The sequence below is a fragment of the Methanohalophilus sp. DAL1 genome, assembly GCF_001683555.1.
GTDB lineage: Archaea > Halobacteriota > Methanosarcinia > Methanosarcinales > Methanosarcinaceae > Methanohalophilus > Methanohalophilus euhalobius.
This window is the reverse complement of the sequence record NZ_MAFX01000002.1, coordinates 1-23,537: the sequence shown is the minus strand read 5'-3', so window position 1 is coordinate 23,537 and position 23,537 is coordinate 1. Positions and strand designations below refer to the sequence as shown.

Annotated in this window: 22 protein-coding genes and 1 pseudogene; 9 read left to right on the top strand and 14 right to left on the bottom strand. The window is 39.3% G+C overall.

What is annotated here, in order from left to right:
* Positions 1–95 precede the first annotated feature (95 nt).
* From A9957_RS00470 to A9957_RS00460, 3 genes are all read left to right on the top strand, one after another.
* Entirely contained in the window at positions 96–1,700 is a 1,605-nt protein-coding gene (locus tag A9957_RS00470; protein WP_241646005.1) for an ATP-dependent DNA ligase, read from the top strand.
* Between the two features lie 79 nt (positions 1,701–1,779).
* Positions 1,780–3,492, top strand: coding sequence for a DNA polymerase/3'-5' exonuclease PolX (gene polX / locus A9957_RS00465; protein WP_096711298.1), 1,713 nt, complete (start codon positions 1,780–1,782; stop codon positions 3,490–3,492).
* A 574-nt stretch (positions 3,493–4,066) separates the two neighbouring features.
* Entirely contained in the window at positions 4,067–4,303 is a 237-nt protein-coding gene (locus tag A9957_RS00460; protein WP_096711299.1) for an amphi-Trp domain-containing protein, read from the top strand.
* Between the two features lie 319 nt (positions 4,304–4,622).
* On the opposite strand, the gene A9957_RS00455 is transcribed toward A9957_RS00460, so the two are convergent.
* The 8 genes from A9957_RS00455 to A9957_RS00420 form a co-directional block, all read right to left on the bottom strand.
* A complete protein-coding gene (locus tag A9957_RS00455) occupies positions 4,623–5,060 on the bottom strand; it encodes a universal stress protein (protein WP_096711300.1) in 438 nt (145 codons plus the stop codon).
* A gap of 196 nt (positions 5,061–5,256) precedes the next feature.
* Positions 5,257–5,499: a C-GCAxxG-C-C family protein gene (locus A9957_RS00450; RefSeq protein WP_206631056.1), complete on the bottom strand. Its 243-nt coding sequence runs from the start codon at positions 5,497–5,499 to the stop codon at positions 5,257–5,259.
* On the bottom strand, positions 5,486–5,674 hold the full coding sequence (locus tag A9957_RS00445) for a hypothetical protein (RefSeq protein WP_206631055.1): 189 nt from the start codon (positions 5,672–5,674) through the stop codon (positions 5,486–5,488). The genes A9957_RS00450 and A9957_RS00445 overlap by 14 nt, the downstream gene beginning before the upstream one ends.
* A 263-nt stretch (positions 5,675–5,937) precedes the next feature.
* Positions 5,938–7,473, bottom strand: coding sequence for a class I SAM-dependent DNA methyltransferase (locus tag A9957_RS00440; protein ID WP_096711301.1), 1,536 nt, complete (start codon positions 7,471–7,473; stop codon positions 5,938–5,940).
* A 30-nt stretch (positions 7,474–7,503) separates the two neighbouring features.
* Positions 7,504–9,738, bottom strand: a complete 2,235-nt coding sequence (locus A9957_RS00435; protein WP_096711302.1) for a DUF262 domain-containing protein — start codon at positions 9,736–9,738, stop codon at positions 7,504–7,506.
* Between the two features lie 27 nt (positions 9,739–9,765).
* Positions 9,766–11,754: a restriction endonuclease subunit S gene (locus A9957_RS00430; RefSeq protein ID WP_096711303.1), complete on the bottom strand. Its 1,989-nt coding sequence runs from the start codon at positions 11,752–11,754 to the stop codon at positions 9,766–9,768.
* A complete protein-coding gene (locus A9957_RS00425) occupies positions 11,732–13,216 on the bottom strand; it encodes a hypothetical protein (RefSeq protein ID WP_132130882.1) in 1,485 nt (494 codons plus the stop codon). The genes A9957_RS00430 and A9957_RS00425 overlap by 23 nt, the downstream gene beginning before the upstream one ends.
* Before the next feature lie 39 nt (positions 13,217–13,255).
* Positions 13,256–16,012: a DEAD/DEAH box helicase family protein gene (locus tag A9957_RS00420; protein WP_096711305.1), complete on the bottom strand. Its 2,757-nt coding sequence runs from the start codon at positions 16,010–16,012 to the stop codon at positions 13,256–13,258.
* 220 nt (positions 16,013–16,232) lie between these two features.
* Here A9957_RS00420 and A9957_RS00415 point away from each other — a divergent pair, with 220 nt between their 5' ends.
* Positions 16,233–17,036 (top strand): hypothetical protein, encoded by an 804-nt coding sequence (locus A9957_RS00415; protein WP_128754602.1) that lies wholly within the window; start codon positions 16,233–16,235, stop codon positions 17,034–17,036.
* Positions 17,037–17,098: 62 nt separating this feature from the next.
* Positions 17,099–17,248 carry a hypothetical protein gene (locus A9957_RS10620; RefSeq protein ID WP_241646002.1) on the top strand — a complete coding sequence of 50 codons (150 nt, stop codon included), beginning with the start codon at positions 17,099–17,101 and terminating at the stop codon, positions 17,246–17,248.
* 117 nt (positions 17,249–17,365) lie between these two features.
* On the opposite strand, the gene A9957_RS00405 is transcribed toward A9957_RS10620, so the two are convergent.
* Positions 17,366–17,665, bottom strand: a complete 300-nt coding sequence (locus A9957_RS00405; RefSeq protein ID WP_096711307.1) for a carboxymuconolactone decarboxylase family protein — start codon at positions 17,663–17,665, stop codon at positions 17,366–17,368.
* A gap of 66 nt (positions 17,666–17,731) precedes the next feature.
* Positions 17,732–17,941 carry a DUF1059 domain-containing protein gene (locus A9957_RS00400; protein ID WP_096711308.1) on the bottom strand — a complete coding sequence of 70 codons (210 nt, stop codon included), beginning with the start codon at positions 17,939–17,941 and terminating at the stop codon, positions 17,732–17,734.
* 113 nt (positions 17,942–18,054) lie between these two features.
* Between A9957_RS00400 and rtcA the strand changes: the two genes are divergently transcribed.
* Positions 18,055–19,110, top strand: coding sequence for an RNA 3'-terminal phosphate cyclase (gene rtcA / locus A9957_RS00395; RefSeq protein ID WP_105460190.1), 1,056 nt, complete (start codon positions 18,055–18,057; stop codon positions 19,108–19,110).
* Between the two features lie 60 nt (positions 19,111–19,170).
* Positions 19,171–20,586 (top strand): cysteine--tRNA ligase, encoded by a 1,416-nt coding sequence (gene cysS, locus A9957_RS00390; protein WP_292342816.1) that lies wholly within the window; start codon positions 19,171–19,173, stop codon positions 20,584–20,586.
* A 44-nt stretch (positions 20,587–20,630) separates the two neighbouring features.
* Here the strand turns inward: cysS and A9957_RS00385 are convergent, their stop codons facing one another.
* From A9957_RS00385 to A9957_RS00375, 3 genes are all read right to left on the bottom strand, one after another.
* Positions 20,631–21,014, bottom strand: coding sequence for a hypothetical protein (locus A9957_RS00385; RefSeq protein ID WP_096711311.1), 384 nt, complete (start codon positions 21,012–21,014; stop codon positions 20,631–20,633).
* A gap of 84 nt (positions 21,015–21,098) precedes the next feature.
* Entirely contained in the window at positions 21,099–21,719 is a 621-nt protein-coding gene (locus tag A9957_RS00380) for a GTP-binding protein (RefSeq protein ID WP_292342815.1), read from the bottom strand.
* A gap of 30 nt (positions 21,720–21,749) precedes the next feature.
* Entirely contained in the window at positions 21,750–22,061 is a 312-nt protein-coding gene (locus tag A9957_RS00375; protein WP_105460193.1) for a cupin domain-containing protein, read from the bottom strand.
* Between the two features lie 303 nt (positions 22,062–22,364).
* Between A9957_RS00375 and A9957_RS00370 the strand changes: the two genes are divergently transcribed.
* Positions 22,365–22,505: a hypothetical protein gene (locus A9957_RS00370; protein ID WP_013037521.1), complete on the top strand. Its 141-nt coding sequence runs from the start codon at positions 22,365–22,367 to the stop codon at positions 22,503–22,505.
* A 257-nt stretch (positions 22,506–22,762) separates the two neighbouring features.
* Positions 22,763–23,104: a hypothetical protein gene (locus tag A9957_RS00365; protein ID WP_096711314.1), complete on the top strand. Its 342-nt coding sequence runs from the start codon at positions 22,763–22,765 to the stop codon at positions 23,102–23,104.
* A 240-nt stretch (positions 23,105–23,344) separates the two neighbouring features.
* Here A9957_RS00365 and A9957_RS00360 read toward each other — a convergent pair.
* Positions 23,345–23,537: pseudogene (locus A9957_RS00360) on the bottom strand (ISH3 family transposase); the annotation flags it as partial.

The window sequence follows — 23,537 nt, the reverse complement described above, 5'->3', positions numbered from 1 at the left end:
CCTATATGGGCCATCTAAAGCTATTTCTGGTAGTAAACACAAATTTATACAGGATCTTTTAAGGTGGGGAGGGCATGTAGTCATTTCGGAAACTTGTGAAACTTTATGAAAAATTAGATAATTCTACATCTCATAAGAAAATAATTGAATTGCTGGCAGAGCATTTTCAAAGACTTGAGCCGGCAGAGGTGAAAATAACCGCATATCTTGCACTGGGTACAATAGGTCCCCGTTTTGAAAAAATTGATTTGGGAATTGGAGATAAATATGGTATACAAGCCATCTCCCAGGCCTATGATGTGGATATGGAAAAAGTAGAGATTGCATTTGAGAATCAAGGAGATCTGGGGGATGTGGCTTCTGATCTTAATGATAGACAGCGAAGTTCACTTACACTCAAGTATGTTTTTCAGCATTTTGTGCAGATAAGGGACGTTTCGGGAAAGGGTAGCCAAAAAAGAAAGATAAATCTACTCGCAGAAGTCCTGTCACAGGCCAGGCCTTTGGAATCCAGATATATTATGCGTATTGCACGGGGAAATCTGAGGCTGGGTTTTGGTGAGAAATTTCTTCTGGAAGCTCTGGCTCTGGCCTTTACAGGTAGCCGGAATAATACAGCCAAAGTGGAAGATACATACAATATATGTACTGATATCGGTCAGCTTGGCGAGTCTCTGGCAAAGCACGGGATGAGTTCACTGGGTAAGTTTTCCATTAAGATTGGCAGGCCTGTCCAAATGATGCTAGCCAGCAGGGTAGATACTATGGAGGGGCTGAATGAGAAATTCTCTGCAACCATGGCAGCCGAGGAAAAATATGATGGAGAAAGGGTTCAGGTACATGTGGACAGAGATAATATAAAGGCGTTCTCAAGGCGGCTAACTGATATTTCTGCACAGTTTCCTGATGTCATTGAGGCTGTTCGCGAAAGTGTAAAAGCTGAAAAAGTTGTCTTAGATGGAGAAATAGTTGCCTATAGGCAAGGGGAGTTCCTTCCTTTCCAGGAGCTTATGCAGCGCAGGCGAAAGTATCATGTCAAGGAATATGTGGAAAAAATCCCTGTTGCCGTTTTTTTCTTTGATGTTATATATCTCGATGGTAAATCCCTGATGAATAGGTCTTATCCTGAAAGAAGACAAGTTTTGGAAGAAAATCTCGTAGAGACAGAAAAAGTAAAACTTGCAGGTCGGGTTGTGAGTGCAGATTTCTCCCGGATACAGCGTTTTTTCGATGCTTGTGTGGAGAAGGGGATGGAAGGCATAATTATTAAGTCAGTAAAGGCTAAATCCACTTACAGGCCGGGAAAAAGAGGTTGGTTGTGGGTTAAGTGGAAAAAGGAATATATTGAAGACGTAAGAGAAACCTTTGACCTGGTGATTGTTGGAAGTTATCATGGTAAAGGGAGGCGCAAAGGTTCATTTGGAGCATTGTTATGTGCTGTGCTCAATAAAAGCGAAAAAAGGTATGAAACTCTGGCTAAAGTGGGTACGGGTTTCAAAGATGAAGACTTTGCGGAAATCAACGATCTTCTAGAAAAATATGCCGTTGAAAAACAACCTGTCAACATTTTGGTAGACAGTAATATGCAACCAGATAAATATATTGAACCAGCTGTTGTCATCGAAGTAATTGGTTCGGAGATTACTTCTAGTCCCTCCCATACATCAGGTCAGGAAAATTCAGGGAATGGATATGCATGAGGTTTCCACGTTTCCTTAGAATAAGGTATGACAAAGGCCCAGAGAATGCAACTACAGTTGAAGAGGTGAAACATCTGAAATGATCAATCGGGAAATAGCCAAACTGCTCTATGAGATTGCGGATATATTTGAATATAAAGAAGTAGAGTGGAAACCTCGTGCATACCGCAAAGCAGCCAGAAAAATAGGGGATATGAGGGAAGACATCTCAGGGCTCTACTCAAAAAAGGGCAGGGAAGGATTGGAAAATATTCCCGGTGTTGGGAGCCGTATTGCAGACCACATTGTTGAATATATTGAGACCGGGTCTGTGGAAGAATTTAGAAAGATAAAAAAGCAAACTCCCAGGGGTGCTAGTAATATAATAAAGATTAGAGGGCTTGGTCCTAAAAAGGCAAAAAAACTCATGGATGAACTTGACATACAATCAATACCCGATCTGAAAGAGGCAATTAAAAATCAGGAGATCCGCAAACTTGAAGGGTTTGGAAAAAAGACTGAAGAAAATCTGGATAAAGCAATTTCCCAATACGAAAAAAGCCATGAACGCATGCTTTTACCAAAAGCAATGGATTTGGCTGAAGAAATTATAGCTTATATGGAAGAAAACACTACCCTGAAAAAAATAGATTACGCTGGATCTCTGCGGCGGATGAAGGAAACGATCGGGGATATTGATATACTGGTTGTTGCTTCGGATCCTGAAGAAGTCATGGATGCCTTTGTTAATTTTGAAAATGTGGACGAGGTTGAATCCCGGGGTAAGACACGCAGTACAATAATATTGCAAAACGGCGGTCATGTAGATTTGAGAGTGGTTCCTGAAAGTAGTTATGGAGCAGCATTACAGTATTTTACAGGTTCAAAGGATCATAACATCGAACTGAGAAATCTTGCCCTCTCGAAAGGCTATAAGCTTTCTGAATATGGATTGTTTAAAGAGGATTCCAAAAAAAAGATTGAAGGAAAAAAAGAAGATAGGATCTACGGAAAATTAGGTCTAAATTTCATTCCGCCACAACTGCGGGAAAACAGGGGAGAGCTGGAATGTGCAAAAAATACACTTCCTTCACTGGTGAAATTAGAAGATATCAGGGGTGATCTGCATGTCCATACCTCTTACAGTGACGGTACGGATAGCCTCAATTCTATGATCACACAGGCCGATAAATTGGGATATGAGTATATTGGTATCACTGATCATTCCAGATCCCGCAAGATTGCCGGTGGTTTAGGGACCGATAAGGTAAAAGATCAGTGGAAGGAAATAGATAGCCTCCGCGAGGATTTTGATATAGATATCCTGAAAGGTATTGAAGTGGATATCCTTTCTGATGGAAGTTTGGATTGTCCGGATGACATTCTTGAGGAAATGGATATTGTCGTGGGATCTATTCATTCCGGTTATAAGTCTTCCAAAAAGAAAATGACTGAAAGGATAACTACGGCCCTGCAAAATGAATTCCTGCATGTGCTGGGACATCCTACAAGCCGCAAGATCGGTATTCGGGAAGCATATGATGTTGACCTTGACCAAATCTTCGAAACCGCGGCAGAAAACGGTAAACTTATGGAAATAAACAGCCAGCCCGAAAGGCTTGACCTTAACGACAACCTGATTTTACAGGCCAAAGAATATGACCTCAAGTTTTGCATAAGCAGCGACAGTCATTCCTCTGCACAACTGGATTTCATGAAATACGGTATCGGACAAGCATGCCGAGGATGGCTTACAAAGGATGATATTGCGAACACCTATTCACTGAAAAAACTGAAACGATTAATTGGCTGAAAGTTCCAAAACTTTTCCAAATGCCATTTTACGGGCAGGGATGTTAGGATTATTGTTAAAGAAGGCAATGATAAAAATACATTTCAAGTCCTTCTATCAGTCAAAGTGTAAAGAGGATTTGAGAGCAAAGGGGCCTTTTCCCAATGCTCTCAACTCATACCCCACTCCTCTTTTCAGTCGCAATCCCTATTACGACTGGTTGTGGTGAGAATTGCCTTTCCTCTCACTCCAAATTGATAAATGTGGTCTTTATATATATACAAAATGGCCAGAAATATTGTATGCAATTAGAAATTTTCAATAACATTTTAATTGATTTTTATGTATGTTTAGACTTTAATTAAAATCGACAATAGATAAATGCATATACAATATATGTCTTCGATGGGGGGTTAACGAGGCTTGTGACGGTAATTCCTTTTTCTTGTACACCCATCCCCAATAACACTCATATTTTTCAATATATCAGGTTTTATCTTTTAAGTGCAACAGCGAGGATTAATTTCCCGACTCTTCTTATCAACTATACTATATATCAGGTTATGTTAAATATCATATACTGATTCTTCAAAATATGACAGAACCAGAAAAGGAAATTGAAAAGAATTATTCATACAATAAACAGGAACTTATTGGATTTTTGGATGAGTTTAAGAACCAAATTGAGGCTGGAAAAATAGAGATCGGACAAGAATATGTTGAGATACCCGATGGCAACATGGACGTAGAATACGGTTTCAAAATTGAAAAAGGCCAAAAAGATATTGAAATAGAAATAAAATGGAAAAATAAAAAGATAATAGTACTTTGAAAAGATTACATATAATATTATTGTATATTGATGAACAAGGAAATAAACTACATCAGATGCTATAAATTCCTTTCATTGTGATCTGATGGTGAATAAAACAATTTTCATCCTGCATTATACCCTACCCATCCCTATATCTATGTGATTTTTTGGGATATAAGTAGCGGAACGAGGAGTTTTGAACTTTCTTATATATTCCCGGTATAGTTTAAGGTTTCTTGCTTTAATATTGCTTTAAAAGGTGAGTCTATTTAGTTGATCATGAAAAAATAGTAAGATGGAAATGTTCCATCTTTGAATTATTTATAGTTTGGTTGTCTTATGGGACGACCATCACAGACGTTTTCGCATGACGTACGACATTTTCTGCTACACTTCCCAATAAGAGCTGGGTTAGACCTGTTGCACCCAGTGTCCCCATTACGATGAGATCTGTATTGTTTTCCTTAGCAAAGTTTACAATCCCCTCAGAAGGGTAATCTTCAATGGTAACTGGTTCTACTTCGACTCCAGCTGCTTTACCCACTTCAACAACATAGTCAGTGGCATCCCTGCCTTCTTTTTCTAAATGGGTACGCGTTCCTTCAGCCCAGCTTTCTCCGCGAACTGCAGCAGAAACACCTACTGGCGGTATGACAAATAGGGCCTTGACCTTTGCATCGGTTGATTTTGCAAGATCTATACCCCAATCTACCGCATTCTTTACATTCTCAGATCCATCAGTGGCGATTAATATGTTTTCAATTTTCTCACTCATTATAATACCCCCGTTTATTATACAGAGAAATAGACTTATATAGTTTATGGTCAAAACACTGATAGAACTGTTAATATAAATTAAATATTAATATAGTATATTTTATATTTTCTTTATAGTTATAAATGAGTTTTTTCTATACACCGGATGACAATAATGTGTATAATCCAAAATGAATTCTATGATTGGTATCCTTTCACAGGGTTGGTTCAATGCCTTCATCCAGCAAGACTTTTGCCGTCCATTTCGCTGCATTTCCCGTTACACTTGGGCATTTATCATCATGCCCTCCAGCTTCTTCAAAAGCTTCAAATTCTTGGGGATCCCACAGATTGTAGGACTTCCCAAATACTTCTTTTTGGATATCATTACAGATGATACTACCATATTCATCAATGAATTCTTCTCTAACTATCCTTGATAATTTAGATGAATCCATCCAGTGAGCCTCCGCCAGCAAGGGAGTGGGACGCCTGGATCACTTCATCATCGATTCCACCAAAAATATCCTGAATTGCGGAAAGAACTGTTTGAGAGCAGTAACCATATTTTCTTTCGTACTCAAAACCTTTATCGTAAGCCCTGTCTAGAATTTCCTGCTCATTTTCGACCATAAAATACCCCCTTTACCAAATAATGTTGTCCTCGCTGTGGATATATATTTTCCTTTCAGTGTTGAGTTGTTTGGTTAGTGTAACCAAATACAATTTCCAAAATGCTGGGTATTCAATAGGATAATTGTAGCATGATAAAATACCAATTCTGTAGAAATTATGTCTAAATTAACAGCCAACAAATCTTGATAATCGTGTGAATATCGAGGATTTCTACAAAGGCTAAATACAGTTCTTATAATTGAACTCAAATCACATTCGTCTTATTCTATCTTCAAATCTCCCGCAGGTTCCCATTCATCTGATTTTTCATTCTGCACATTAACCGTAGTCATAATCTCCTGAAAACTTTCAAGGGCAGATTCCAGATTCTCAACAATTTCATTTGCCAGAATATCCGGTTCAGGCAAATTGTCAAGGTCGGCCAGACTTTCATCCTTGAGCCAGAATATATCCAGGTTGGTTTTGTCGCGTGCTATAATTTCATCGTAGGTGAATCTACGGAAACGTCCCTCTGGATTGTCTTCACTCCACGTTTCTTCCCGGTTGAAACGGTTCTCCGGGTTGTAGCACCTGATGAAATCTTCAAGATCGGAGTATTTCATCGGGTTCTTTTTCAGCGTATGATGTACATTGGTACGATAATCGTAAATCCATACTTCTTTTGTCCAGGGATCTTTAGCAGCCTTTTTTGCTTCAAAGAAAAGCACGTTTGCTTTTACACCGTTTGCATAGAAAATGCCTGTAGGCAGTCGCAGTATGGTGTGCAGGTCGGTGGTTTCAAGAAGTTTCTTGCGTACGGTTTCACCAACCCCGCCTTCGAACAAAACGTTGTCCGGAAGGACCACTGCTGCCTTACCTCCGGCTTTCAACATGGTGCGGATATGTTGCAAGAAGTTGAGCTGCTTGTTACTTGTGGTGACCCAGAAGTCCTGCCTGTTATAGGTGAGGTCCTGCTTTTCAATTTCCCCTACTTCGTTTGTGAAAGTCATGCTGCTCTTCTTACCGAAGGGAGGATTGGTGAGAACGTAGTCGTAGCGTTTCCCTGCGTCGGCAATCAGTGCATCGGTGTTGTCGATCATCGGTTCACCGTCGATCTCACCGATGTTGTGAAGGAAGAGGTTCATCAGTGCAAGCCTGCGTGTTCCGGCCACAATTTCGTTGCCTGAGAAGGTCTGATCTTTCAGGAAACGATTCTGTTCCTGATTCAATCCTCCTTCCCGGTTCTTGAGGAAGTCATAGGCTGCCAGGAAGAACCCACCGGTACCACAGCAGGGATCACCTATGGTTTTGAGGGGTTCGGGTTGCAGGCATTCCACCATGACCTTGATGAGAGGACGGGGTGTGAAATACTGGCCTGCACCGCTTTTGGTATCTTCTGCATTTTTCTGCAAGAGCCCTTCGTATATCTCACCCTTGGTATCCACACCCATCATGACCCAGCTTTCCTTATCGATCATGTCAATGACCTTGTACAGCATTGCCGGGTCACTGATTTTGTTCTGGGCTTTGAGGAATATCTGGCCGAGCATGCCGGGCTTTTTCCCCATTTCCTCAAGCAGCTTCCTGTAATGGGTGTCCAGTTCTGCCCCGCGTTTCTGTTTCAATTCTTCCCACGAGTATTCTTCCGGAATCCCGATATCCCGGTTGTAGGGCGGCTTGTTATACTCGCTGGCCATCTTCAGGAAAATAAGATAGGTCAATTGCTCGAGATAATCTCCGTAACTGACTCCGCCGTCACGCAGGACGTTGCAGAAGCTCCATACCTTGGATACGATGGATGATGTGTTTTCTGACATTGTTGGACCTTTGATGATGCATTTACAGATTTACTTTAAAATTCCTTTAAACCATGCAATTGCAGCTTCGCCATCATGTCTTTCTATTGGACTTACCTCTCTGCTATGCCTTATCGCATTTCTAAGTGTTGATAGTTGCTTGAATCTGGTTTGCAATTGATTTTTATTCTTGAAGTAAGGTTCAAAATGTGGCCAGTTTAATTTAGATGCCATTATATCGTAATATTCAAAGAGGTCAAAATACATTATTCGTTTAGAAAATAGATTAAAATCATTATCTGATAAATGAGGGTTTTTCCTTTTCTCACTTTCAATCCTTTTCTCAACTTTTTCTTGTATATGCCCGGGTGTATTCTTCTGATATGCTTTATGTGAATCTTCAAAAGAATTAACGATAAAACTTCTTAAAGAATTCTCGATGCTCTCTATCTCATTATCCAATTCTTTCAAAGATATGGGGACATTAATTTTTTCTTTTATCAATTGATTTTCTATTGCATTAATAATAGTGTTTTGTCTTTCTCTCAAAAAATCATCCAAATCACTTTTTGTGAATGGCTTTCTCAATAAAATACTTACAGCCTTTTTACTTATCAAATGGGAAGCGAGAACATCATAGACTTTTTCATTATCATTGTTATCAAACATTTCTTTTAAATATTCATTAGGCATCCTGTTGTTTATAATATGCCTATTTGTTGTAGGTGATAGCGGAGTACGGTTTAGAATACGGTTTATGGTTGGAACATTTTCATCCTTGAAAACCGAAGCTGGAACAATGTGATGATCATCAAGGGATTCATATTCTGGTAATTCAAAAGTAGACCAATCTCTTGCTCCATTGATGATAAAAAGATTAAAAATTGCATTATATATAGCAGATCCTTTAGGATTATCGTTTAATAAGTCTATATTTTTATATGTGCTAAAAAACTCCTTTATTACTTCGGGTTTATCGTCTTCATTGTTAAACCACTTTTTGAGATCTTGAAAATCTTTTGCAGATATTGATTCAACGCTACTTGAATAACGGTTTGTGAAGATTGAAGCCCAATACCATTTCCTGATTTTTGCTTGCATATCAAGTTTATTTTTTCCATCACTTTCCTCGACAAAAGCTTTAATGGCTGCAAAAGCCGGAATTATAGATGGATAAGGAACAAAATAAGGATTGATTGCCCCATATTCACGTGGATTTTTTAAAATAGTTATAGTCTTCTTTATCGCATCAACCGAACGGGACCATTTTTGCTTGAAAGTTTCTTCATCTGGTATGAGTACGATTTCATCTTTTGTACGATCTGGTTTCTTAATTGTTTTAGTTGCTCCAGGTACCATGTAATAGAGATATTTTGCCGAGCAATAATATTGTTCCAATATAGACATTACCTGCAAAATGTAAATTTTCATTTTTTTAGGTTTGGTGAATTGTAATTCTTCTTCTGCCTGTTTCCACATTTGCTTTAAATAGATCTCTTTGGGTCTAAGGATGGCATTCAATAGATCAAAAATATCGAGTTTTACACCTTTACTGTTTATCTGAGTAAATATATCGCAAACTTTGGCAATATCAATATCACGATCAAGTTCAATGTAACTGATAAAATACTGGTTGAATAATTCCTCTATTATATCTTTAAATTCTCGTGCATTTTTAACATAAACTGCATATTGATCCCGTTTTAATTCATTTTCGGCATCTACATTTTCGAGCTGGTTGGTCCAATAATCACGATAACCTTTTATCCAGTCACCTGTTCCCCATGTACCTTCTTTCATTTCAGAAAGAGGGAATAAATGATGTTTATATTGTTCTTCCTTATTTTGAAGAATATTAGTATATTTTTTTGATGATGTGTCATAGAAAAAAGCTTCTTCGTATTCTTCATTTAGTAATTTGTTTATGTTAAGGAAATAAACGATTGGGTTTTTTCTTCTAGGGAAGGGTTTTCCCGGATTAAAGAAAGCATAGTAGATAGCTGTCAAACGTTGTTGTCCATCCAAAATTATGTGTTGTGGGTCATTACTTCCTTCAAATCCATAAATCGGTTCACAGCTCAATATCTCGTAATTTTCTTTGCTTCCTTTCCACAACAATAAGGTTCCAATATAATAATCCATGAATATTGAGCGAACAAGTGAAAGAACATCCCATGGTTCCCACTCGAAATCACGTTGAAAATCAGGAATAATATAATGTCCCTTTTTAAGTTGGTCTATGAGGCTTCCTAAATGGACTTTTTCTGCTTTCTCTACATTCTTCATATTAATCTCTCACTTGGTTTTATTGCTTTATTTCGCACCGGCTTTCTCCGCCTGCACCTTCTCCAGCAGCACTTCGGCAGGCTCCCAGTCTGGTGCATTGTGCACTTCTTCCAGTTCCTGCTGGTTGAGCAGTTTCCCCTCAAAGGCCTTTTTCAGGATGCTCTGGCGCAATGCTTCTGCCTTTTCCAGATTCTCTTCGATGTCCTGTTCGACTTTATCGCATACCGATAGGCGGGTTTCGATTTCGCTGACGATGGCTTGTTGTTCTAAAAAAGGACAAAGTGGATATTCAAAATTGCTTAATTGACTTTGATTTATTGATGCCATACCAACTGTTTGTTGAGCATTTCTATTGAAGTAATGATTTGCTGAAAGGAAAAACCAATAATTTACGAGTTTTGAATTGATTTTTGAATTTAATCTCAATCTAATATTTTTACTTTCATAGACTGAAAATTCCATGTTTTCTGGAATTACTGCAGTCTTCCCTACTAACTCTCTACTATTCACTCGATTTACCAATAAATCGCCAGCATTTAACCCATACTCATTTTTTTCATTTTCTGTGAGTATAATTCTTTTAATATCAAACCACTCAATTATTCCATTTTCGATATTGTACATCCTAAGACATGCAGTTCCTTCTTCAGAATAGAACGACTTTTGTTTATAAATTCCATTTTTCATCGATTCAGTAATTTCACCCACTTTTATCCATTTCCATTCTTTAGGAATTATTGGCAATTTCTCTAATTCATTATCTGAAAGAAAGTTACCTCCTTTGACTTTTTTTGGTTTGGAAGGTTTTTTCCCTTTTTTCCCTTTATTTTCCCACTCTTTAACAGCCGTTTTCCATTCATCCAGTTTCCGGTTGTAGCTTTCTTCCCTCTCCTTCTGAATCTGCTCCAGCAATTCTTCCGCATCCGGCAGGTCGGTCTGCTGCTGTCGCCACTGCTTCGTAAGTTCTCCCTCAAATGCCTTCTTCAGCACCGCCTGCCGGTACACTTTGAGCTGCTCCTGTGCCTTTTTGAGGTTGGCGATGCCGTTGTCCAGTTCGCTGAAGAGTTGCTCTATTTTGGAGACGATGGTGCGCTGTTCGGGTAGGGGTGGTAGGGGATATTGATAATTCCAAAGAATCGTAGGATCAACATGAGGCGTTCCTGTTCCCTTTGGTTTTGTATTTATTTCAAGATATTTAGATTTCAAAAAATAATAAGCAAACTTATTTTCTGTAGCATGGAACTTGAGACGCATTAAGGTGCTACCCAATGCACCTTTTATTGCCTTTCCAACATAGCCACTACGGGATCCATCCCAAACCATTAAGAGGTCATCTTCTTCACATATTACACAATTCTCGCCATCAGTATAATATTTTATTTCCCCTTTATCAAAAGCCCTGATATCGATATATGGATATTTGAATACATCAGACGCTTCTGATTGTTGGTTTTTTGGTTTTTTCCCTTTTTGATATATGGCAAAATCGCCTAAACGAACTGTTTTCCATCCGTACTTCTCCTCAGATTTTAAAATATTCTTATTCAGCATGTTTTTTTGCGTATCCAATTTAATGTCCATATCAGTGCGATACTCCTTACCAGATTCCATTAACACCGGCTCGTAATCTCTGAAATAGTCTAAAGGCAGATAATAATAAGATTGAGGTGGTCTAAAGTCCTTTTTTAGCAGATAGGGATTGATTGGTTCGGAGAATTCATGGAGATGGCTAATCTTGATTGCATAACCAATTTCTGAATTCTTAAAATAGTCAAAAAAATCATTTTTGGCAATACCTCCATATTCATGACATTGATCCCATATATTTTTTGGATAATCTTCGATAATGCCGGCAATTTCAAATGATGCAACAATTTTTTTAATCGGTGAACTGGAATATATGAAGACTTTGGTGATGTCTCTTCTTTTAAAAATGGACTTTCGAAACTCGAATTTCTTTTTTCCTTTTAGAATTTCATCAACATATTCTGGTTTAATTGACAGTAAAACGTTCATCGAGTTTGCCACCACTTTTTAGGGCTACATATTGTTCATGGTTTATTTCTGTTATTGATTGAGGGTGGCTCTTAAGAATATCTTTTTCCTTCAAATAGCTTAAGCTTAAGGGATTTGGCAAGTAAAAATGGTGTTTAAATGGAATCACAAAAACGTTTTCCTTTGCCCATCCCATGAGTTCCTCATCGGAATAAACGCTTCTTTTGCCCACAATTCTTTTCAGTTCTGTGGGATCTGTTGTTCTAATTGGATCTTGGTCGACCACACCTATAGCCGTAATTGCTTTTTGATCTTTAGAGCGATAGAACAGAACTATACTTCCCGGAGTTATTTTTGTTATTCTTGAGGACGATAAATAGGCTTTTTTAATTGCATTTCCAGGAACGTTTATTTCTGTATAGTCATCAAAAGTCAACTGTCTTCTGGAATAATCAGGAAAAAGAGTGTCATGATATTCTGGTTTGATTGGAACGATAAATTTTTTGATGCTTTCATCATCTTTAAAACATGGATAATATCTATTAGCAATCGTAAGAGGCTCTAAGCTTGTGTCTTCCACTTTAAATTTTTTCAAATATACATCTTCACCATTGCAGGTTCTCTTTCCAATGTTCTCAAAACCATAATTTCCAATTACATATACTAGAGGATCATCGTTTGTTTCAAAATGGGTGAGGTATATCTCAAAGAAATTGTTATTTATACAGTATTGAAATGCTAATTTTAGGAACAGTTCTCCCATTTTAGAACCGGACAAATCTACCTTTAAAGTTGTTATTTTGACCCGAGGTTTTATAGGTTGAGGAGGAGAGGTGTCTATTGCTTCAGTTTCCTCTTTGAGCATCAGAAATCCCTTTATTTCTCCTTCCTCTTCATATATCCAACATTTACGACTTTGTTTCACACATTTTTCCGTCCACCACTGCTGAAAATCGGTATAATCTCTTTTTAGGGAATTAAAAAAGGGTTGATTAATGTCTATTTCATGAGCATATAATTGTTTTAATAATGTATGTTTGGGTTCATGTCTTTTATATAATCTTTTGAAATAGTCAAGTGCTGAAGAGATCGAAAAAACGCGATGGTCAACATCCAGTCGGAATGCTTTCCTCCTTATTCCTTTGTCTTCTGTAATAATAAAATCTACGAGATTTTTATAAAGTGAATACAGTATTTCGTTATCATTTATGTCATGTGAATTTGAAGGTGTTCCTACTAAAGATACAAATGAATCATCTGGCAGAGGTGGTGATGGTAGTATTGGATAACCACGAAGTTTTGATAGAATCATCTCTCTTCTTTCAGCGTCATTATCATTTTCTATATCCTTGAGAGAAGCAGGATGAATTACTTCTTGATGACTATGTTCTCTGATTAGTGCAAGTAACTCTTGTAGATCTGGAGAAAGAATTTTCGGGTCCTGTATGGGAATCAAAATATTAGTGTCATATAGAATTTTCATGCCATCACACAAATTCATTTATTGAAAGATTATAAGAGCTCAAATCGCCAGTGCCTCATTCAATTCATCTATCATCGTGTTCATCTCATTCCCGAAGAGCTGGTACATCCGGCCACGTCCTCCCAGTGCATCAAACGGGGCATAGTCCAAGTCGTCTATTTCCAGATGGAAACTGGTGGCCACGTAATCCCTGATCATTCGCAGCCAGCCCATCTGGTCCTCATTGAATTTCAGGGTACCGGCCTGCTTATCGAATACCCAGTTCTGGAAATTCCTGCTTACGGTTAAGTCATAGGAAGTCAGTACCGGGTCGATCTCGGTAACCCTGCGGATCAGGGAGATCAGGGCTGTGAGTTCGTTCTTCGGGGAATTCCCGTTGACCTCTTCCAGCTGTTCGTAGGCCTGCCAGACTCTCAACGGAGCCAGGTAGGGCTTCTCAGCTTTTAGTTTTTCCAGCACTTCCTTGATCATCCTGAAAGTGACATCCCTGCGCTGATAGGGCTGGTTATAGAAAATCTGCAGGGCAGTGATCTCCTCCCGGTTTGCCTCCAGATAGGCCTTGAAATCACTCACCACTTCATCAGCCCTGATCACAGCATCCTCATCCCACTCCGCTCTCAGGACCGTATCCGTATTTACAGTATCGATGATCTGCTCATGTACTTTGCGCACATTTTCCAGATACTCATTCAACTGGCCGGTAAAGGTAGCTCTTGCAGTGCTGAATAAATTCCCCCGGGCCTTCTTTCTGGCTTCATCTTCAGAAATTTCCGGCTCTTCTGTCTGAATCGTTTGCGTCTTTGCCTCGATTACATCCGGGTTGTGGGCATTGAGCAAATCCTTAATGGCCTCATTGATTTCTTTCCCGCCGGTCTTCTCGGCAAAGGTTTCCCGCTCCTGTGGTGTAATCTGTTTTTCCAATCTGGCCAGCCGGTTGGCCAGGGAAACATACACATCCTCATCCTCTGCTCCGAAGGTGACCGCTCCAAGCAGATCCTTCATAGGTGTGCCCTTCTTGCGCTCCAGAGACCTGCTGTCGGTCTTCATGGACCTGGTAACACCCACAGCATCCACGATCACAAAATGTGTCTTGGCCGAGATTGACGAGGGAGTCACCTTCTGCAAATCATCAAAATCCAGGGTGCGTGTACCGCGTCCCTTCATCTGCTCGAAATAATTACGGCTCTTCACATCCCTCATGAACATAAGACATTCCAGCGGTTTGACATCCGTGCCGGTAGCAATCATATCCACCGTAACCGCTATTCTGGGATTGTAATCATTCCTGAACTGGGACAGGACGGATTTTGGGTCCTCATCCACCTTGTACGTCACCTTCTTGCAGAAAGCATTCCCCTCTCCGAACTCTTCCCGGACGACCTGAATAATATCATCCGCATGACTGTCCGTCTTTGCAAATATCAGGGTCTTGGGTACCTCTTTTCTGCCCGGGAAAATCTCGGGAAGTTTATTCTTGAAAGTGCGAATTACATTTCGTATCTGGCTGGGATTAACCACATCCCGGTCCAGCTTATTTGAAGTATATGTGAAATCCTCATCAAGCTGCTCCCAGCGTTTTTTGCGGGACAATTTCTCCCGTTTATCGACAAACTCCTCGGCCTTGATCTCTGCTCCGTTTTTAGTGATCTCGGTCTCAATCGTATAAACCTCATAACCCACATTCACTCCATCTGCCACGGCTTCCTCATGGCTGTACTCGCTCACCACATTCTCATTGAAAAAAGCAAAGGTACGTTTATCCGGTGTAGCCGTCAGGCCGATCAGGAATGCATCAAAGTAATCGAGAACCTGCTGCCACAGATTGTATATGGAGCGATGGCACTCATCGATAACCACGAAATCAAATTCTTCTATGGGGACATTCTCATTATATACAACCGGCAGGGGCTCTTTCGATTTCCACTCTTTTTCAGCCGGATTTTCCTCTTCTGATTCCTCGTCCAGTTCTTCATCCTTCAGTATAGAATAAAGTCGCTGTATAGTGGAGATGCAAACCTGGCTATCCGAGGAAATATAATTGGAAGTCAAGCGCTGCACATTGTAAAGTTCGGTAAATTTGCGGTTATCATCATTGGGTACATAGGCCATGAATTCCTGTTCAGCCTGTTCTCCCAGATTACGTGTATCCACAAGGAAAAGTATTTTTTTAGCATCGGCAAACTTCAACAATCTGTAAATGAACGTAATGGCAGTATAGGTTTTTCCCGATCCTGTAGCCATCTGCACCAGAGCACGGGGACGGTTTTTTTTAAAAGATTCTTCAAGATTGTAAATGGCCCGAATCTGGCAATCACGTAATCCATCTGTTTTAAAATCGGGCATTTCAAGGAGTCTTTCCTTTAAACTCTTCTCCTGTTTGAGATAATGTAGAAATGTTTCCGGGCGATGGAATGAGAAAGCAGGCCTGGACCTTGGTTTTGGGTCCCGGTAATCAGTATATCTTGTAACTTTCCCCGTACTTTCATACACAAAAGGGAGTGGTTCATTATTGAGGTACTTCAACTTGCTCGTAGCATATTCAGCTGACTGCTCTTCAACAACAGTGAGGTGGTGCCCCTCCTCTTCCTTTTTGGCCTCGATAACTCCAACAGGTTTTTGATCCACAAAAAGTACATAATCTGCAGGGCCCACCTCGGTCTGGTATTCCTTTATCGCAACACCGGTTGAAGCGTTCCAATCAAGCTGATTCTTAGCCTGTACAGCCCAACCAGAATCATTCAACTTCTTATCTATAAGATCTCTAGCTACCTGTTCGGGTTTTTGGTTGTGGCTCATGCGTTTGATCTCGCTGAAGTAAACTTATTTCTTTAGGATATGGAAATTAATTGTGAATTGGTCTGGATCATTGTATTTATCTATAATATGTTTGTTAATTAAAAGTTTAATGATTTTATGCTGTTTTTGTTGGACATGTTCAGAATTTTGATTAAAAATAATTTTTATATCTTGCCTTCCACATATCTATACCATAGTAATTTATTGGGGTGTGGTCGGTGTGCGGTTAATAAACCTTAAAAAAACATCATTAAAACGAAATCCTCGTATAAATGAAAAATGGATACAGGAGCAAATATCTTCCGATCCTTCAATACTGGGCCTTGGAGATTTGATTCTAAAAGATATAGAACGCAATCATCGAGGTGCTGGCAGGCTTGATCTATTGCTTCAGGACCCTGATTCTTTAAAAAGATATGAAGTTGAAATTCAATTAGGTAAAACAGATGAATCTCACATAATCAGGACTATCGAATACTGGGATAATGAAAGAAAGAAATATCCACAATATGACCATTGTGCTGTGATTATAGCCGAGGATATTACAAGTCGCTTTTTTAATGTAATCCAGCTCTTTAACGGCAACATACCTATTATTGCCATCCAGATGAATGCTTATGAAGTGGAAAACACTGCCGGCATTGCTCTGACTTTCACAAAGATACTGGATGAATTTGAACTTGACCTTATCGATGAAGATGAAGAAGTAACTGAAGTTGTAGATAGATATTATTGGGAAAATAAAGGATCTAAAGAAACAGTGGAACTGGCAGATCGTTTACTTCACTTAATCAAAGAGATCGATCCCACTTTTGAACTCAAATATAACAAATACTATATTGGTTTGACAAAAGACGGTTTGGCAGATATTTTTGTAAGTTTTAAGGCAAGGAAAAGTTACCTTATAATGCGATTAAAACTTGAAGACATCCAAAACGATCTTCTTGAATCAGGCCTGGACCTTAATACGGTTTTAATGAAGATGGACAAAGAATATCATTTCAGGCTGGTCCTCGCTGGTTAAGCGTACATGGTGGCAGCTGTGTAAGTTGCCATGGTGTTGATGGAAAAGGTGGTGTGCCGATAATGATGGGTACTGCAGTGCCTCCTGATATCACCTATGAAGCATTGACTGCTGATGCGCACAATGAGGATGAACATGAAGTTCATTCCGTTTATACTGATGAAACCATCAAGACGGCTATTAAACAAGGAATTGATCCGTCGGGGGAATGACTGGATTATACGATGCCGCGCTGAGACATGTCCGAAAAGGGTCTCAACGACCTGATTGAATATTTAAAGGCCCTGTAATTGACCAAAAAATATATTGAAGGATTATTGCCTGCAATCTCAGACAATATCCTTCAATGCATTTGCAGCAATATGTACACTTCCTACTCCTGAAACATAATTGGCTATTCGTACTGCCTGCATCACTTCTTCCTTTGTAGCTCCGGCATTGATTGCCTGTGTTGCTAGGTTTCTGACTCCGTTCTCAGCTCCTTTCGATGCATCAAGTGCCATTGCAATCAGGAATTTATATTGTAAGGGTATGCCTTCTTCGGAGAATGTCAATTCACCGCCTTGCTCGATTAAACCAAACAGATCTGGATCTGCTTTCTTTATAGTATTGAGGGGATTACCTGTCATTTTGATTGCTCCAGTTATTTTGAATATAAGTATTGTAATACGGATTGATTAATTCAGATAATTAATTTATAGTGCACCACATCCACACCCTCGTCCGGTGAGGGTTGATATCCGGTACTTTATCTCCTTAATCTCATCTTCAGACATCTTTTCCAGTTCTTCTCCATGGACTTGCTTGATGTGGTCAAGCATCTTTTTTTCTACATCTTCCTGTTTGGTTCCTGTAGCCATTAAATTACATTTGAAACCCAAGTCCCTGCATTTGACTATTTTCATTCCTGTGCCCTCCTCTATTTAAAAAAAACATTAATTATCCTATAAACCATTTTTGGTTATACAGAAGAGGAGCGTCAGGTAAAATATTAAATAAAGAAGTATAATTAATTTCTATGTCTGATCCTATCTTAGTAGATGGTTCCACTGGAGAAGGTGGTGGACAGATCATAAGGACCTCTGTAGCTCTTTCTGCGGTTACAGGGTTACCTGTGAAAATCATCAATATTCGTGCACAAAGGTATGTCCCGGGTTTGCGAGCCCAGCATGTGGCCGCAATTATGGCGGTTGCACAGTTGTGTAATGCAGAAGTGAGGGGAGTATCGGTAAGTTCAACGGAGATTGAGTTTGTGCCCGGTCCTATAATATCCAATCACATAAAAATAGAAATTCCTACAGCAGGTTCAATCGGCCTTGTCCTGCAGGCCCTTCTGATTCCGATAACCATAGCAGATCAAGATGTACAGGTCTCTATTCATGGAGGTGCCACCTATGGAAAATGGAGTCCGTCTCTTGCTTATATACAGCATGCTCTCTGTCCCATTCTTTCAATGATGGGTTTTCATGTGACTATCCGGATTCTCAGGGAGGGTTACTATCCTCGTGGAGGAGCTCAGGTTTTGGTCAAGGTAGTACCACCGAAAGATTGCATTAAAGCCATTGATCTTTATGAAAGAGGAAAACTGCTGGATATAAAAGGAGTTGCCCATTCGTCCTCGGACCTCGAAAGGGCAGATGTATCTGCAAGGGAAGTTGATGCCATACAGGATTATCTTGCGCAGAGATATGAGGTACCAATAAATATTGATGCCCAATATTCACCCTCTTATTCCACCGGATCAGGAGTAACCCTCTGGGCTGTTTTTGAAAATTCTACTATCGGGATGGATAGTCTCGGGGAGCGTGGTGTCAAAGCTGAGAAAGTAGGAATCGATGCTGCAAAAAATCTTTCACGATGCATTAGAGCAGGTGCAACAGTTGATGAATTTATGTGCGATCAAGTGATCCCCTATATGGCACTGGCCAATGGTCAATCGCGCTTTAAAGCAACATCTGTAACCAGTCATGCCAGAACAAACATGGATATTGTGAACAGATTCCTGAATGTCAAATTTTCGGTATTTAAAGAGCAAAATTTATGGGTAGTGTGGGTGCAGCCATCAAATAGCTGAAAGTTAAATGTATTGATTAAAATAGGAAGGCGTAAATTAGTGTAACAGGTGGTTGTTTGAATGTTACAATTGTATAATACTTTAACAAGGAAAAAGGAAGTTTTCAAACCTTTAAAGGAAGATGAAGTTACAATATATGCATGTGGTCCTACGGTGTATAATATTCCGCATATAGGTAATTACCGAACCTTTTTAATGACTGATAATCTGGTACGTATCCTGAAGTATTTGGGCTACTCTGTGAATCTTGTAATGAATATAACAGATATCGATGATAAGACTATCCGGGATTCAAAGAAAGCGGGAATGTCCCTGAAGGAATTTACAGAAAAATATACTGAAGAATTTTTCTGCGGACTTGATATGCTAAACATAAAACTAGCCTCTGCTTATCCCAGGGCCACTGAAAATGTGGATGGAATGATAGAGCTGGCACAAATACTGATGGAAAAAGGGCTTGCCTATGAAAAGGAGGGTTCGGTGTATTACAGGATTTCGGCTTTTCCGGATTATGGTAAGCTTTCAAAACTGAATTTCAATTCAATTAAGATGGGAGCATCGGTTGATGTCGATGAATACGATAAGGATAATCCCCGGGATTTTGTTTTGCTGAAAGCATCCACACAGGAAGAGATTGAAAGGGGTATTTACTATGAAAGTCCCTGGGGTAAGATCCGGCCCGGATGGCATACTGAATGCTCGGTAATGTCAATGAATCATTTTGGACCTTCCCTTGATATTCATACAGGTGGAGTGGACCTGATATTTCCCCATCATGAGAATGAAATTGCCCAGTCTGAAGGGGCTACAGATAAACCCTTTGTAAGGTACTGGATACACGGGGAACACCTGATAGTTGACAGCGAGAAAATGAGTAAGTCAAAGGGTAATGTTTTCACTCTCCCAAAACTGGTTGACAAATATGGGGGAGAAGTTGTGCGCTTCATGTTTATGTCCGTGCATTACAGAAAGAAACTGGATTTTTCCGACTCCTTTGCCCGGCATGCACAAAACAGCTATTTCAAACTCAGGGAAACACTGGAAAATCTGAAGTTCGCTATAAAGAGCGCAGATGATAATGAATATCCTTCTGATCAGGAAGTGATAGACCTGCCTGACAATCTTGAAGATGATTTCAGGAACGCTCTGGAAGATGATATGAACATCCCGAAAGCAATTGCAGTTTATCATGAATTATCCCGTGTTTCCAACCAGTATCTTGAAGCCGGCAGGAATAAGGATGTACTTGAAAAACTTCTTTCCCTCTACAGGAAGTTTGCAGATACCCTTGGCCTTTTTGCACAAGAAGGTGAGGAAGTTCCAGAAAAGATTATGGAGCTTGTAAAGATACGTGAGCAGGCCCGAAATGAGAGGGATTGGGAAACAGCAGATGCTTTAAGGGATAAAATTGTGCAAGCGGGATTTGTTGTGCAGGATACCTGTGAAGGGCCTAATGTAAAGAGACAAAAGTGCTGATAAAAAGATTATTTGCACTTCTGTCTTGAGGGTGGAAAAGTGGATTAATAGTATACCACTGCCACATCATTGCCTTCCCTGTGTACAACCGGATACTGGGCTTTTGGTACCATGACGGTTATGCGTGACCCGCTCAGATAAATTTCCTCAATACTTGCTCCATCTTTGAATAGAACTTCTATATTGTTGCCGGTAATAGTGGCATTATCAACCCTGGTGCCCCATTCCACCACAACATTGATTGAATCACCATTTATGTACAGATCGATATTTTCCTCGTCATACTGTACGGTTTCCTTGATATTGTCCCCTTTGATTTCTACAACACCGGATTGGACTATTGATCGATTTGTGTCGTCTGCACATCCACTGGTAAGTAGTATTGCAGAAAGGACGAAAATAGCAACAATTGATTTTATGAATTTCATTGTTACCTGTTAACCAATTCAATTATTTAACCATTTTCAGATACCGGTGCTGTCTCTCTTCCATGTAATCATAATACAGTCATTTCACGATTTCATATCCCGCATTCTTCCATCGTTATTTAGCAATTGATCCGTGAAAGATCTAAATTCTTCATCAGGTTTATGTGCAGAAATTCCCAGTATGGTTGAATCAGGGTTAGCATTACGGAGAAAATCTTTTACATTTCTGATATTTTCATCTTTTGCAGATTCTGTTTTGTTCAAACAGATTATGTCAGCCTCTTTAATCCTGTCGATGGCAAATTTGGGCAATTTACTAATATCAGTGATGAAAGTTTTAGGATCTACAATATTTACAACAGGAGCAAAAGACATATCCGGAATATTCATCGGTTCCAGGCTTGCTTTTATCTGGGACGAGGATGCAGTTGATAGAAGTTCGATTATCACAAAATCAGGATTTGATTCACGGGTTGCATTTTTTAAAGTGCTTTCCAGATTGAACCTGAGACTGCAGGGAACGCAGGCGTTTAGCACTTCTTTTGTGATTATATTTGTGTTTTTGATATCATTATAACGGACTCTTCCTTCCTCGGTAAATATTATAACAACCTTTTTCCCCTTATCCGCAAAACTCTTAGCCATTTCCTTTATTGTGGTCGTTTTCCCGCTTCCTGGAAAACCATTTATGATAATTATCTTCATACAACCACACCTTTAATCCATGTAATTTATTTACTTAGTCAGGCACAGAAGTACTGCGAGGTCTTCTTGGGCTTGAAGGGAGTGAGGTGCATTTGCAGGCATGAAAATGAATGTACCTTCTTCCATTTCGATTTCATTTCCATATAAACGGAAGACACCCTTTCCTTTCAGGACCTGGACCACTCCTGTTTTTGTGGATGTATGTTCATCAATATCAGTTCCACCTGCAAGACACATAAGTGTGTAATTATAGGTGTCTGATTTTGCCAGTACTGTACTGAAGATTCCCTCTGTGGGAAATTGCATCAATTCATTCAAATCTTTTGAAAATCCTTTGTCCATTGTTTCACCTCTTATTATCACAATTTATATTTTAGGCAATTGCAAACTTATCTCTGTATTTTTATTTATTTTTCCCGATGTGCCATTTGATCAATAAACCGATACCTATTATAATCAGGACAAATACAAACATACCCACCACAGTATGGTAACCATAACCATAGTACCCAAATTCGTTCATTTAGTTTCCCCTGCAATAATATATTAAATATACTCTGACAACATGTATTAATTTTGCCTTAATGTCTATGATAGATGCGGGTTTTGTGGATATTATCTAAAAATGAGTGAAAGGTTAAAACAATGACAGACGATATAATGAAGTCCATGTTGGACAAAATGGCAAAGGATGGTTTGTTAAAATACAATCCTGAAACGGATACCTATGATGTAACTGAACTGGGCAATCAGGTATTCAATAATCAGGAAGAATCTTCTTCCTGAAATAAATACAATGGACATTTATAAAATTAGACTGTAGTCTCTTCTTTAAGACCCAACAAATATATATTTAGTTGTACCTATTATTATCTGGAAGGGAAACATAAATCGGGGAGTTGTGAATTTCTGAATCGGCATTCGGTCATCTTAAGACAGGTGGTGGTTTTGTCCCTGGTTTCAAATATAGTAGATTGACTTACTGGTTGACTTTAACTCATGCCGATTGTGAATCCTATCTGATCAGTAATGGGGTATTATACATGGAAAAGATAAAGAAGATGGGTCTTTTAGGCGCAACTGCATTGATTGGTGCAGGATTGGCAGCTATGTCCGAAGAGCGAATAAGGGAATTTGTAAAGGCAAGGGTCAAGGAAGGTGCCATAAGCAAGGAAGAAGGCAAGGTACTTGTCGAGGAGCTTGTTAGCGAGACCAGAAAACAGAGGTTGAATCTGGAGAAGAATGTAGTGGAAAAACTGCACAACACGCTTCAGACAGCCGATAAGGAACTTGCAGATTATGCGGATTCGATAGATGAAATGAAGATTCGGGAACTTGAGGGGGAACTTGAAAAAATGAAAAGCCTGAGGAAAGGCGATAAATAACTGCTGTCTTGGCTATTCGATTATTCACCATTTTACTGGTGAATAAATTATTCTTTTCCTTGAATGTGACTGTTTCTCATGCGTCCTATATATTAGATATTGCTCTCTGCAAGTTTTGACTTACAATCTAACGCTTGAATCAAAATATCAGGTAACTTTGAGTGTATGGTATATAATGTCTGATATTCAATGTCAGTAGTTCTCTAATTTTCCCTCCATCTTGTTCCTACCCCTATTGAATTACCTTAAACACTGCACTACTAGCTGAATCCTTAACTTTCTCCTAAGCCATTCTTCAACAAACAGAATAAATCTGGCAAACCTGAACTTGTCTTCATCAATGGTTATTGGACCTGGTTTTACGATTGTAAAATGCTTTTTCTGGAGATATATCCATACATTTCTGAGCAGGAACGATAATATTGTAAAGAAA

Coding starts and splice junctions, on each gene's coding strand:
- A9957_RS00425 (WP_132130882.1), bottom strand. CDS start 13,216: ATGAAAATTCTATATGACACTAATATTTTGATTCCCATACAGGACCCG.
- A9957_RS00455 (WP_096711300.1), bottom strand. CDS start 5,060: ATGAGTGAGAAAATTGAAAACATATTAATCGCCACTGATGGATCTGAG.
- A9957_RS00460 (WP_096711299.1), top strand. CDS start 4,067: ATGACAGAACCAGAAAAGGAAATTGAAAAGAATTATTCATACAATAAA.
- A9957_RS00365 (WP_096711314.1), top strand. CDS start 22,763: ATGGAAAAGATAAAGAAGATGGGTCTTTTAGGCGCAACTGCATTGATT.
- cysS (WP_292342816.1), top strand. CDS start 19,171: ATGTTACAATTGTATAATACTTTAACAAGGAAAAAGGAAGTTTTCAAA.
- A9957_RS00370 (WP_013037521.1), top strand. CDS start 22,365: ATGACAGACGATATAATGAAGTCCATGTTGGACAAAATGGCAAAGGAT.
- A9957_RS00405 (WP_096711307.1), bottom strand. CDS start 17,665: ATGACAGGTAATCCCCTCAATACTATAAAGAAAGCAGATCCAGATCTG.
- A9957_RS00380 (WP_292342815.1), bottom strand. CDS start 21,719: ATGAAGATAATTATCATAAATGGTTTTCCAGGAAGCGGGAAAACGACC.
- A9957_RS00400 (WP_096711308.1), bottom strand. CDS start 17,941: ATGAAAATAGTCAAATGCAGGGACTTGGGTTTCAAATGTAATTTAATG.
- A9957_RS10620 (WP_241646002.1), top strand. CDS start 17,099: ATGATGGGTACTGCAGTGCCTCCTGATATCACCTATGAAGCATTGACT.
- A9957_RS00435 (WP_096711302.1), bottom strand. CDS start 9,738: ATGAAGAATGTAGAGAAAGCAGAAAAAGTCCATTTAGGAAGCCTCATA.
- A9957_RS00375 (WP_105460193.1), bottom strand. CDS start 22,061: ATGGACAAAGGATTTTCAAAAGATTTGAATGAATTGATGCAATTTCCC.
- A9957_RS00445 (WP_206631055.1), bottom strand. CDS start 5,674: ATGGTCGAAAATGAGCAGGAAATTCTAGACAGGGCTTACGATAAAGGT.
- A9957_RS00430 (WP_096711303.1), bottom strand. CDS start 11,754: ATGAACGTTTTACTGTCAATTAAACCAGAATATGTTGATGAAATTCTA.
- A9957_RS00450 (WP_206631056.1), bottom strand. CDS start 5,499: ATGGATTCATCTAAATTATCAAGGATAGTTAGAGAAGAATTCATTGAT.
- A9957_RS00420 (WP_096711305.1), bottom strand. CDS start 16,012: ATGAGCCACAACCAAAAACCCGAACAGGTAGCTAGAGATCTTATAGAT.
- A9957_RS00385 (WP_096711311.1), bottom strand. CDS start 21,014: ATGAAATTCATAAAATCAATTGTTGCTATTTTCGTCCTTTCTGCAATA.
- polX (WP_096711298.1), top strand. CDS start 1,780: ATGATCAATCGGGAAATAGCCAAACTGCTCTATGAGATTGCGGATATA.
- rtcA (WP_105460190.1), top strand. CDS start 18,055: ATGTCTGATCCTATCTTAGTAGATGGTTCCACTGGAGAAGGTGGTGGA.
- A9957_RS00440 (WP_096711301.1), bottom strand. CDS start 7,473: ATGTCAGAAAACACATCATCCATCGTATCCAAGGTATGGAGCTTCTGC.